Origin of the sequence: Limnohabitans sp. MORI2, from assembly GCF_027925025.1 — a bacterium.
GTDB lineage: Bacteria > Pseudomonadota > Gammaproteobacteria > Burkholderiales > Burkholderiaceae_C > Limnohabitans.
Genome location: NZ_AP027058.1, coordinates 1191147 through 1201416, shown reverse-complemented (window position 1 = coordinate 1201416; position 10270 = coordinate 1191147). Strand labels below are relative to the sequence as shown.

The following is a 10270-nucleotide window of genomic DNA, read 5'->3' as shown; positions in this document are numbered from 1 at the left end:
AGTAGTTGTATTTATCTAACTTAAAGAAGCAAAATTGACAAACGTTAATTCTTATAACTGCAAGCAGTTTTTGGTGCCTGGTGTTGGGGCCAAGGATGCGGTGTCGAGAATTGGCGTCATGTGCTTCCTAGCTGTTGTGCTTTACATACAAACAGCAATCGTTACCCACGCATTTGCTCAAGCCCAATCCGTAGGAAATTCAGCGCCTGCGGCGTTGCTGAGTTCAAAAATCAAAGCTTTTTTAGAACCAGAGGCGGGTTTGAATGCCGAAATTCGGGCAGGTTTGGCACGTTTAGAGCAGACATGCACATTCACCAACAAATCCAAGCCAAGCACGCCTGGCCCACTCTTTAGCAAGAGCGCATCAGTCCCCAAGGAAGTCGCCGCCGCTCGAGCTCTGGCTAACGAGCAACAAGCCATTGCGGACAAAGCCATTGCGGAGTTCCGAACCTCGCACGCCCTGAACATGAGCGCGTGCGCAGCACTTCCAAGTTTGCTGCGTGTGAGCGAACAATGCACCCGCTATCAAACCGACACGGCAACGGCTCAGGCGGTGGCGCAAGCGTCTCAACAATATTTTTCAGAGACACTGGCGCGTTTTAAAAGCTATGAAGACGCCGTGGACTTGGAGGCCAAAGGCTGTACACGGCCAGATTTTGCACACAAGCTGTGGGCGGCTGAGCAAGTACACATCGTGCCCAAACTGAAAACATCCGGACAGCAATTGTCTGATTTGCTGAAATAAGCGCTAACCTTGGCGGCACATGCAGGCCCCAAAATTTTTCACCTTTTTTTCTGATCGCTTAGACAGCACAGCCAAGCTGCTGGTGCTTGTTGCGTTCACCATCGCCTTGACAGGTTTGGCCATCGTCTTGTCAGCGGACTTTGTGCAAGAGCGACGGATGAACGAGTTGCACACGAGTGCACAGCGCTACACGGCGCAAATCAAAGCCAAGATCAAAGATGACGAAGACAAACTGCTCAGTGTGGCTGCGCTCGAAAAGGCAACAGATTTTGTGACGTTCAGTCAGCGCGCCAAGCGTTTGATGGAAGAGAACCCAAGCTATATTCGCATCGAACTCAGAGATGAGTCGGGCATGCTGCTCGCGCAACGGGAAGCGGCGCATAGCAAAGAAATATGGTCACCCACTGGGCGTCAGCAACTCCCCCCTTCTGTTTTGCTGAGTTTTTTGCGAGCCAACGAACAGCAAAAAGTGTATTGGGCACACAGCTACTCGCCTTCAGGTCAAAGCACTCCAGAGATGGTGGTACCCGCACGCGGACATGATGTGCTGTGGATTGTGCGTGTTGACAGCAACCACTGGCTTCCTCCCAAGTCTGGGGTTGAAATCAGCCCCAAGATGCAAGTGAGCTTCAGCGAGCAAGCGCCCAAGTTGTTGCCCAATAGCTTGACGGCTGCTGATGCGTTGGACTTGCCTGGTATTCACTCGCATTTGGTATTTACCTATCTGGCGACATCGGATTTGACGCTCGACAGCACATCGGCTCTGTTGGCTGTGCTGGGTCTTGTGTTGTGTATTTTGTTGGTGCGGTATGCCTTGGATCTGAAAAAACACCGCACCGCCCAGGAGACCATCGCACGACAAGAAATGGCCTTGGTCAAACAAAGCCAGTTGAGCACCATGGGAGAAGTGTCAACCGCTTTGGCGCACGAGTTGAACCAACCCTTGGCCACCATTGCCAACTATGTGGCCGCATGCGAAATGCGCATGAAAAGCCAAGGCTATGACGATCCGATACTTTCAGACGCATTGCAAAACGCACGCAAACAAGCCATGCGTGCAGGTGATGTGGTTCAGTCCATTCGCAACTACCTCAAACGTGAACCCAATGTGGTGACGACCGTTGACATTCAGACGATGATGCGCGATTTGGAACCCATCTTGCAGCTGTCAGCCAAAGAGCATCAAGCGCATATGGTGATTGAATGCGAGAAAAATTTGCGCACTCGAATTGACACAGCACTGCTAGAGCAAGTCGTGCTCAACCTCAGCCGCAACGGCCTAGAAGCCATGCATGATGTCAAACCTAACCAACGAGAGCTTCAGATTCGTGCCTACACGCACACATCACGCAATGGCAGTGTGTGGGCGAGGATTGATGTCACGGATGTGGGGCATGGGGTGGCAGACCAGCATGCAGACAATGTGTTTGAGTCATTTTTCACCACCAAAAGCGAAGGCATGGGCATTGGGCTCAGCTTGTGCCGATCGGTGGCTGAGACCTACGGTGGGCGCATTCGGTGGGTGAACAACCCCAGTGCAGGCGCCACGTTTTCGTTGTTCTTACCCAAGCAAGTGACCGCATAATCACGGCATGTCCGCTCAACTCCAACAACATCCGATTCAGCTCATTGAAGATGACATTGCGCTTGCTCAAAGCTTGCTCATGCTCTTGTCTGCGTCCAACTACACCTGCGTGCACTACAAAAGCGCTGAGGACTTCTTGGCCAGCGTGAAAAGCAACCCACAAGCCTTGCATTTGCCCACTTGCGTGGTGTCTGATATTCGCCTGCCCAAGCTCTCGGGCATGGACATGATGGCTGTGCTTCGCAAAGAACACCCCGAATGCGTGTGGCCCATGATTTTGATCACAGGCCATGCCGACGTAGCCATGGCTGTAGAAGCCATGCACATGGGGGCATTCGACTTTCTAACCAAGCCTTTTGACCCGTTCTTGCTCACGCAAAAACTGGCCTTGGCGTTAGAAAAATCGCATCAAATCAAAGCCAACCGCGATTTTGTGGCCACTTATGAAAGCCACGAAGCGTTGCTATCTGAGCAAGAGCGCAAAATTTTCGGCATGATTTTGGACAACCTGACGAGCCGAGAGATTGCAGAAACCTTGGGCAACAGCACACGCACGATTGAGGTTCATCGCGCCTCCATTTTTAAAAAAATGGGCGTCACATCGATTCTAGATTTGGCAAAAAACAGCGAACGTTATGCGCTGACTAAAAACGCCTAAGGACTTGTCAAAGCTGCTCAATCAGCACATCGCCAAAGGCTGAACAGCTCACCTGCTCCGCCCCATCCATCAGACGCGCGAAGTCGTATGTGACGCGTTTGGTGGCGATAGCAGCTTCCATCGCTTTCAATACAGCATCGGCTGCCTCTGTCCAGCCGATGTGGCGCAGCATCATTTCGCCGCACAGAATCATGGATCCAGGGTTGACGTAGTTTTTGCCAGCGTACTTCGGCGCTGTGCCGTGCGTGGCTTCAAAACAAGCCACGGTGTCTGAGAGGTTGGCACCAGGTGCAATGCCAATGCCGCCCACTTGCGCGGCCACGGCGTCGGAGATGTAGTCGCCATTGAGGTTCAAAGTTGCCACCACCGAATACTCAGCAGGACGCATCAAAATTTGTTGCAAGAAGGCGTCAGCAATCACGTCTTTGATGATGATGCTCTTGCCGGTTTTGGGGTTCTTCACGCGACACCAAGGGCCACCGTCAATGAGCGTCGCACCAAACTCTTTTTGCGCCACAGCCAAGGCCCAATCACGGAACCCACCCTCTGTGAACTTCATGATGTTGCCTTTGTGCACGATGGTGACGCTGGGCTTGTCGTGGTCAATCGCGTATTGAATGGCTTTGCGCATGAAACGCTGAGTGCCTTCGATGGACACGGGCTTGATGCCAACCGCTGAAGATGAGGGGAAGCGAATGGTGGTTGCGCCCATTTCGGTTTTGAGAAACTCAATCAGCTTTTGAGCTTCAACACTTTCGGCAGCGTATTCAATGCCAGCGTAGATGTCTTCCGAGTTCTCGCGGAAGATGACCATATTCGTTTTTTCTGGCTCTTTCAAAGGCGAAGGTACACCTTTGAAATATTGCACAGGACGCAGGCACACAAACAAATCGAGGGCTTGGCGCAGTGCCACATTGAGTGAACGAATGCCGCCCCCCACAGGGGTGCTCAAGGGGCCTTTGATGGAGACTTTGTAGTCACGCAAGGTTTGCACAGTTTCTTCGGGCAAACGCACATCTGCACCGTAGAGGCCAGCGGCTTTGTCGCCTGCAAAAACTTCCATCCAGTGAATTTGACGCTTGCCACCATAGGCCTTGGCCACTGCGGCATCCACCACTTTGCGCATCACGGGCGTGACATCACGTCCCACGCCATCGCCTTCAATGAAGGGAATGATGAGCTGGTCGGGCACATTCAACGAGGCATCTGCATTGGCAGTGATTTTTTGACCGGCGGCTGGCACTTGGATGTGCGAGTGAGACATGAATGAAGATTCCTGTGGTGGTGAGCGTTTCTCTTTCGATTCTAGCCAGCGCTTGCAGGCCTATTCTGACCTTGCGCTACAGTCGTCTACATGAAACGTGCACTGCTTACCCTCCTCTTATCGTCTTTGGCTTTCTCAGCTTGGGCCCAAGACACGCCGCAAACCAATCTTCCCCGCATCAAGCTGCAAGCGGGCATGTACCAAATCGACACGCAAGTGGCGCAAACGCCCGAGCAACGCAATATAGGCTTGATGTTTCGCAAAGAAATGCCTCAGCACGAAGGCATGTTGTTTGTGTTTGAGCAACCGGCCACGCAATGCTTTTGGATGAAGAACACCATCTTGCCTCTCACCGCCGCTTTTGTGGCCGATGACGGGACCATCGTCAACTTGGCAGACATGAAGCCCCAAACGACGGACTCACACTGCTCCGAAAAGCCTGTGCGTTTTGTGCTGGAAATGCATCAAGGCTGGTTTGCCAAAAAAGGACTGAAGGCAGGTAGCCGATTGAGTGGCGTAGCGTTTAAACCCTAAGGGTGGCCCCAGCGCCAAAGCCGAGAGCCACTGCACTCACCTACGAAAAAGCCGCCCAGATGGGCGGCTTTTTGCGTTTCAACGAGCCACACAGCCCGAAGTCTTACGGTGAATTAAGCGAAGTTGCTTTCAGCAAAAGACCAGTTCACCAAGTGATCGAGGAAAGTCTCAACAAACTTGGGGCGCAGGTTGCGGTAGTCGATGTAGTAAGCGTGTTCCCACACGTCCACAGTCAACAAGGCTTTGTCGCCAGTGGTCAAAGGTGTGCCAGCGGCGCCCATGTTGACGATGTCGACCGAGCCGTCGGCCTTTTTAACCAACCATGTCCAGCCCGAACCAAAGTTGCCCACGGCGCTTTTGACGAAGGCTTCTTTGAACGAAGCGTAGCTGCCGAATTTGGCGTTGATGGCTGCAGCCAAAGCGCCTGTGGGCTCGCCGCCGCCTTGGGGCTTCATGCAGTTCCAGAAGAAGGTGTGGTTCCAGATTTGGGCGGCGTTGTTGTAGATGCCACCGCTGGACTTCTTGACGATTTCTTCGAGGGCCATGCCTTCGAACTCAGTGCCTTTTTGCAGGTTGTTGAGGTTCACAACGTAGGCGTTGTGGTGCTTGCCGTGGTGGAACTCCAAGGTTTCTTTGGAGTAGTGAGGGGCCAAAGCGTCGATGGCATAAGGCAATGCGGGCAAGGTGTGTTCCATGTGGTCCTCTGTGGTGGTTTTTGAAAAAGTGGCGTGATTGTAGAAACTAAATGTGATGGCTTGGCTTAACCCGCAAATCAACCACACCATCGGCAAGGGTTGCTTGCAGGTCTTGGCCTGCCTGCGTTTGCGCCACTGATGTGACCGCTTGCCCATCGGCATTGCTGAGCCACGCGAAGCCGCGCTGCAGCACAAGTTGAGGGTCGAGCAGCTGTAAGCGCAGTTCAGCACGGTGCAACCGTTCGCGGGCCGTGGCTGGGGTTTGTTGCACACCACGGGCCAAGCCACTGGCCAAGTTGGCCAACTCGTTGTGACAGCGCTGGGTGCGATTTTGCATGGCTTGGCCCAAGCGCTGCTGCAGGCGCAAGAGCTGCATTTTTTCGGTATTAAGCCCTTCAGATGGGCGCCCCAAGCGAGCTTGGGCTCGGTCTAGGCGTTGCTCTTGGGTGTCGAGCTGGCGGTGTGCGATGGTTTGCAAGGCGCTGCCCCACAACTGAAGGTTGGACAACAGTTCAGCTTGCGGCACGGCGCACATTTCGGCGGCGGCGGTGGGCGTGGGGGCGCGCAGATCGGCGCAGAAATCGGCAATGGTGAAGTCGGTTTCATGGCCCACGCCACTGATGATGGGCACGGGACTGTGGACGATGGCGCGGGCGAGGTTTTCGTCGTTGAAAGCCCACAGGTCTTCCATCGAACCGCCGCCACGGACCAACAAGATCACGTCAATGTCGGACTGCTGGCTGAGTTGCTGTAAGGCTTGAACCAAGGTGGGGGGCGCATCTGGCCCTTGCACCAGGGACGGCGCGAGTACCACGGGAATGTGCGGCACACGGCGCTGCAAGGCTGTGGCTACGTCGTGCAAGGCAGCAGCACCGAGTGAGGTGACCACGCCAATGCCACGCGGCATGGTTTTGATGGGGCGCTTGCGCTCGGCATCAAACAGGCCTTCGGCTTCGAGCTTGGCTTTGAGTTGGAGGAACTGCTCAAACCACGCACCCTGCCCTGCACGGCGCATGTGTTCGACCACCATTTGCAGTTCGCCACGCGGCTCATATACACCTAAACGGCCCTTGATTTCGACGAGTTCGCCGTCCACAGGGCGAAAGTCAAGCATTTGCGCAGCGCGCTTGAACATGGCACAACGCAACTGCCCGCTTGCGTCCTTGAGGGTGAAGTAGCAATGACCGCTGGCCGCCCGCGTGAAGCCAGAAATCTCCCCCCGAACGGCGACAGGGTTAAAACGCGCATCCAAACTATCAGCAATGGCGCGGCATAGCGCACCAACTGCCCATATACGGGGCGTCAAACCTAGCGATTCAGGGCTTGTCATTGACGACTCATCCACAAAAAATATTTCTCTATTAAATTAAACAACAAATCAACAAAATCACGAATCCACGTAGCAAGTTATTGATTTATATAAGTTTTTTTGCGCTCAATTTTCGGTCAATTTGTTCAATCGCCCGATTCATGCGGGATCTGGAGGGTGGGAACAAAGCTTATCCCCAAAGTTATCCACAGATGATGTGGATGGGTGGCTGAGCCATAATTGGCTTCACAAAAATTCTCGGGAGTGTTGGCTTTGTTCACCATCATACAAGCGGCAGGTTGGCCGATTTGGCCTTTGTTGATTTGCTCGATTTTGGCTTTGGCGTTGGTCATCGAGCGGTTGATGAGCCTGCGTCCACACTTGGTGGCACCCGAGGGCTTGTTGGACCAAGCACTCAAAGCCTCGCAGAACAATCTCCCCTCTGAGGAGGCCATGCAGCAACTCCACCACAACTCGGTGTTGGGCCGTGTACTGGCGTCAGGCCTGCATGCCATGAAGGATGAGCCGCTCATCAGCGCTGAAGACCTGCGTTCAAGCATGGAGTCTGCTGGCCGTAAAGCGGCGCACGAATTAGAAAAGTACTTGGTGGCCTTGGCCACCATCGCTTCAGCCGCCCCGTTGCTAGGTTTGCTGGGCACGGTGATTGGCATGATTGACATTTTTGGCTCGCAAGCCCCTGGCACCAGCAACCCGGTGCAACTGGCGCAAGGTATTTCAATAGCGCTGTACAACACGGCATTTGGTTTGATCATCGCCATTCCAGCCTTGATGTTTTGGCGCTACCTGCGCGGTCGCGTGGATGCATATGTGCTGGGCTTAGAGCTCGATGCCGAGCGTTTTGCACGTCACTTGCTCGCTATGCGCGCACGTTTGAAATAACAGGCGGCCAAATAAGCCATGAAATTTCATCGCGACAAGAGCCCAGAACCCGAGATCAACCTGATCCCGTTCATCGACATTTTGTTGGTGGTTGTGATATTTTTGATGCTCTCCACCACCTACAGCAAGTTCACAGAAATGCAGCTGAACTTGCCCGTGGCGGATGCAGCAGCGCCTAAAGAATACCCGCATGAGGTGATTGTGTCCATCAGCAGCGAAGGTGCATTCAGCGTGAACCGCAACTTGGTGAACACGCGTGATGTGCAAGGCTTAATCCAAGCGTTGGCACAAGCCACCCAAAGCATTGAAAGTCCCATGATCATCATCAGTGCGGATGCACAAGCCAGCCACCAATCGGTGATGATGGTGATGGAAGCCGCCCGCCGCAACGGTTTGAACCAACTCACCTTCGCAGCGCAGTCGTCTGGCGGCAAGGCCGATTGAGGCTCGCGCCCATGAGCCACGCAAGCAACTTGGGCGACACTCAGACACAGGGTCTGAAGCACAAGCTGACACACGCACTCTTCCAAGCTTGGAACGCGCCATCTAGCTGGAAAAATCAGCCCTTGGGTCAGTTTTTGTCCCTTCTGCTGCGCCCTGTCAGTTGGGTGTTTGCGGGCTTGGTGAGCGTTCGCCGCGCACTCTACCAACACGGTTTTTACAGCACACACACCTTGCCTGTGCCCGTCATCGTGGTGGGCAATGTGATGGTCGGCGGTGTGGGCAAAACGCCCATCACCATCGCGGTGGTTCAGCACTTGAAAGCACAAGGCTGGCGCGTGGGTGTGCTCTCGCGTGGCTACGGCCGCAAAACATCGAGCACCTTAGCCGTCACGCCGAGCAGTAACCCAGACAACGTGGGCGATGAACCTTTGCTGATGGCCCGTCGTTGCCAAGTGCCTGTGTTTGTGGGCGTCAGCCGCGTGGATGCAGGTCAAGCTCTGTTGTCATTGCACCCTGATGTGCAAGTGTTGGTGTGTGACGATGGCTTGCAGCACTTGGCGCTGGATCGCGACTTGGAGCTGTGTGTGTTTGACGAACGCGGCGTTGGTAACGGCCACTTGCTGCCCGCAGGCCCGTTGCGCGAGGCTTGGCCACGCAAGCCTTTGCGTTCGGCTTCATCAGGCCAAGAAGTGCCCTGTTTGGTGGTCAAGCGCTCAGGCGAGGCTGGACCGAACGAGTTTGCCATTGAACGGCACTTGGCTGACCATGCACTGCAAGCCGATGGCAGCCAGCGATCGCTCAGCAGCTGGTGGGATACCCCCGTGCAAGCCTTGGCCGGCATTGCCAAACCTGAGGTGTTTTTTGCCATGCTGCGCGAACAAGGGTTGAATGTGGTGCATACCCAGGCGCTTGCCGATCACGCCAATCTACAAGACCTACACATTGACGCAACACAAGGCGACGTGCTGTGCACCGAAAAAGACGCGGTCAAGCTCTGGGCGCGTCACCCCAAGGCATGGGCTGTCCCACTGCAAACCACCTTACCCAATGCGCTCTTGGCTGCGATTGACCAGCACCTCGCTGACGCACAACGCGCAAAGTTATCATCACCCCATGGACAACAAACTGCTTGAACTCTTGGTCTGCCCCGTGACCAAAGGCCCCTTGGAATTCAAACGCGACACGCAAGAACTCGTCTCGCGCAGTGCCCGCTTGGCTTACCCCATTCGCGATGGCATTCCTGTGTTGCTTGAAAACGAAGCGCGCCCCCTGACCGACGCAGAGTTGGAAGCCGCCTGAGATGGCGTTCACCGTTCTCATTCCGGCGCGTATGGCGTCAAGCCGCCTGCCTGATAAGCCCTTGGCCGACATCGCAGGCTTGCCCATGGTCGTACGCGTAGCGCAGCGCTCCAAACTCTCTGCCGCCTCGCGTGTGGTGGTGGCTGCTGACGATGCACGCATCGTGGCTGCTTGCCAAGCCCATGGCATTGATGCCGTGCTCACCCGCACCGACCACCCTTCTGGCAGCGACCGTTTGGCCGAAGCCTGCGATGCGTTGAAGCTGCAAGACACCGATGTGGTGGTGAATGTGCAAGGCGACGAACCCCTGATTGACCCCGCTTCGATTGACGCTGCCGCCCAACTGCTGCAAGCACGCACCGATTGCAGCATGAGCACCCTCGCCCATGCGATTGACAACGTGCAAGACTTTGCCAACCCTAATGTGGTGAAGGTGGTGCTCGATGCCCGCAACACCGCGCTGTACTTCAGCCGCGCCCCCATTGCTTGGTGGCGCGATGGCTTTGCAAACGGTGGCTTGAACGGCGGCATCACTGCCCTGCCCAACCCCGCGCCGTTGCGCCATGTGGGTTTGTACGGTTACCGTGTCGGCTTTTTGCGCGAGTTCCCAAAACTGGCGCAAGCACCGATTGAGGTGACTGAGTCGCTTGAACAACTGCGTGCCATGTGGCACGGCCACCGCATTGCTGTGCACATCACCGACCATTCGCCAGGCCCCGGCGTGGACACGCCCGAAGACTTGGCGCGCGTTCGTGCGCTGCTGAGCGCCGCCGCGTAAGGCTTTGGAAGGGATGCGCGTGCTATCCTCGCCTAAGTATTAAAACGTATCGTTCTTTA

Annotated in this window: 12 protein-coding genes; 9 read left to right on the top strand and 3 right to left on the bottom strand. The window is 55.0% G+C overall.

What is annotated here, in order from left to right; translation table 11 throughout:
- The first annotated feature begins 214 nt into the window (after positions 1 to 214).
- From QMG27_RS06095 to QMG27_RS06085, 3 genes are read left to right on the top strand one after another with little or no spacing between them, the layout of a single operon-like run.
- Positions 215 to 745, top strand: a complete 531-nt coding sequence (locus QMG27_RS06095) for a hypothetical protein (RefSeq protein ID WP_281814365.1) — start codon at positions 215 to 217, stop codon at positions 743 to 745.
- A gap of 19 nt (positions 746 to 764) precedes the next feature.
- A complete protein-coding gene (locus QMG27_RS06090; RefSeq protein ID WP_281814362.1) occupies positions 765 to 2330 on the top strand; it encodes a sensor histidine kinase in 1566 nt (521 codons plus the stop codon).
- Between the two features lie 7 nt (positions 2331 to 2337).
- Entirely contained in the window at positions 2338 to 2988 is a 651-nt protein-coding gene (locus QMG27_RS06085; protein ID WP_281814360.1) for a response regulator, read from the top strand.
- 7 nt (positions 2989 to 2995) lie between these two features.
- On the opposite strand, the gene icd is transcribed toward QMG27_RS06085, so the two are convergent.
- On the bottom strand, positions 2996 to 4252 hold the full coding sequence (gene icd / locus QMG27_RS06080; RefSeq protein ID WP_281814358.1) for an NADP-dependent isocitrate dehydrogenase: 1257 nt from the start codon (positions 4250 to 4252) through the stop codon (positions 2996 to 2998).
- A gap of 90 nt (positions 4253 to 4342) precedes the next feature.
- Between icd and QMG27_RS06075 the strand changes: the two genes are divergently transcribed.
- Positions 4343 to 4786 carry a DUF192 domain-containing protein gene (locus tag QMG27_RS06075; protein WP_281814356.1) on the top strand — a complete coding sequence of 148 codons (444 nt, stop codon included), beginning with the start codon at positions 4343 to 4345 and terminating at the stop codon, positions 4784 to 4786.
- Positions 4787 to 4899: 113 nt separating this feature from the next.
- On the opposite strand, the gene QMG27_RS06070 is transcribed toward QMG27_RS06075, so the two are convergent.
- Both QMG27_RS06070 and xseA read right to left on the bottom strand, forming a co-directional pair.
- A complete protein-coding gene (locus QMG27_RS06070; protein ID WP_281814354.1) occupies positions 4900 to 5481 on the bottom strand; it encodes a Fe-Mn family superoxide dismutase in 582 nt (193 codons plus the stop codon).
- A 46-nt stretch (positions 5482 to 5527) separates the two neighbouring features.
- A complete protein-coding gene (gene xseA, locus QMG27_RS06065; RefSeq protein ID WP_281814352.1) occupies positions 5528 to 6811 on the bottom strand; it encodes an exodeoxyribonuclease VII large subunit in 1284 nt (427 codons plus the stop codon).
- Positions 6812 to 7063: 252 nt separating this feature from the next.
- Here xseA and QMG27_RS06060 point away from each other — a divergent pair, with 252 nt between their 5' ends.
- Genes QMG27_RS06060 through kdsB form a run of 5 tightly spaced genes read left to right on the top strand, consistent with a single transcriptional unit; the run spans position 7064 to position 10211 of the window.
- Complete coding sequence (locus tag QMG27_RS06060; protein ID WP_281814350.1) at positions 7064 to 7690, top strand: MotA/TolQ/ExbB proton channel family protein; 627 nt, start codon at positions 7064 to 7066, stop codon at positions 7688 to 7690.
- An 18-nt stretch (positions 7691 to 7708) separates the two neighbouring features.
- On the top strand, positions 7709 to 8134 hold the full coding sequence (locus QMG27_RS06055) for a biopolymer transporter ExbD (protein ID WP_281814348.1): 426 nt from the start codon (positions 7709 to 7711) through the stop codon (positions 8132 to 8134).
- A gap of 11 nt (positions 8135 to 8145) precedes the next feature.
- Positions 8146 to 9267 (top strand): tetraacyldisaccharide 4'-kinase, encoded by a 1122-nt coding sequence (gene lpxK / locus QMG27_RS06050; RefSeq protein WP_281814346.1) that lies wholly within the window; start codon positions 8146 to 8148, stop codon positions 9265 to 9267.
- Positions 9248 to 9433, top strand: coding sequence for a Trm112 family protein (locus QMG27_RS06045; protein ID WP_281814344.1), 186 nt, complete (start codon positions 9248 to 9250; stop codon positions 9431 to 9433). Before lpxK ends, QMG27_RS06045 begins: the two co-directional genes overlap by 20 nt.
- A 1-nt stretch (position 9434) precedes the next feature.
- Positions 9435 to 10211 (top strand): 3-deoxy-manno-octulosonate cytidylyltransferase, encoded by a 777-nt coding sequence (gene kdsB / locus QMG27_RS06040; protein WP_281814341.1) that lies wholly within the window; start codon positions 9435 to 9437, stop codon positions 10209 to 10211.
- Positions 10212 to 10270 lie beyond the last annotated feature (59 nt).

What these genes read in the sequence shown, in the direction of transcription:
- QMG27_RS06090 (WP_281814362.1), top strand. Translation starts at nt 765, where the DNA reads ATGCAGGCCCCAAAATTTTTCACCTTTTTTTCTGATCGCTTAGACAGC.
- QMG27_RS06085 (WP_281814360.1), top strand. Translation starts at nt 2,338, where the DNA reads ATGTCCGCTCAACTCCAACAACATCCGATTCAGCTCATTGAAGATGAC.
- icd (WP_281814358.1), bottom strand. Translation starts at nt 4,252, where the DNA reads ATGTCTCACTCGCACATCCAAGTGCCAGCCGCCGGTCAAAAAATCACT.
- QMG27_RS06075 (WP_281814356.1), top strand. Translation starts at nt 4,343, where the DNA reads ATGAAACGTGCACTGCTTACCCTCCTCTTATCGTCTTTGGCTTTCTCA.
- QMG27_RS06070 (WP_281814354.1), bottom strand. Translation starts at nt 5,481, where the DNA reads ATGGAACACACCTTGCCCGCATTGCCTTATGCCATCGACGCTTTGGCC.
- xseA (WP_281814352.1), bottom strand. Translation starts at nt 6,811, where the DNA reads ATGACAAGCCCTGAATCGCTAGGTTTGACGCCCCGTATATGGGCAGTT.
- QMG27_RS06055 (WP_281814348.1), top strand. Translation starts at nt 7,709, where the DNA reads ATGAAATTTCATCGCGACAAGAGCCCAGAACCCGAGATCAACCTGATC.
- lpxK (WP_281814346.1), top strand. Translation starts at nt 8,146, where the DNA reads ATGAGCCACGCAAGCAACTTGGGCGACACTCAGACACAGGGTCTGAAG.
- QMG27_RS06045 (WP_281814344.1), top strand. Translation starts at nt 9,248, where the DNA reads ATGGACAACAAACTGCTTGAACTCTTGGTCTGCCCCGTGACCAAAGGC.
- kdsB (WP_281814341.1), top strand. Translation starts at nt 9,435, where the DNA reads ATGGCGTTCACCGTTCTCATTCCGGCGCGTATGGCGTCAAGCCGCCTG.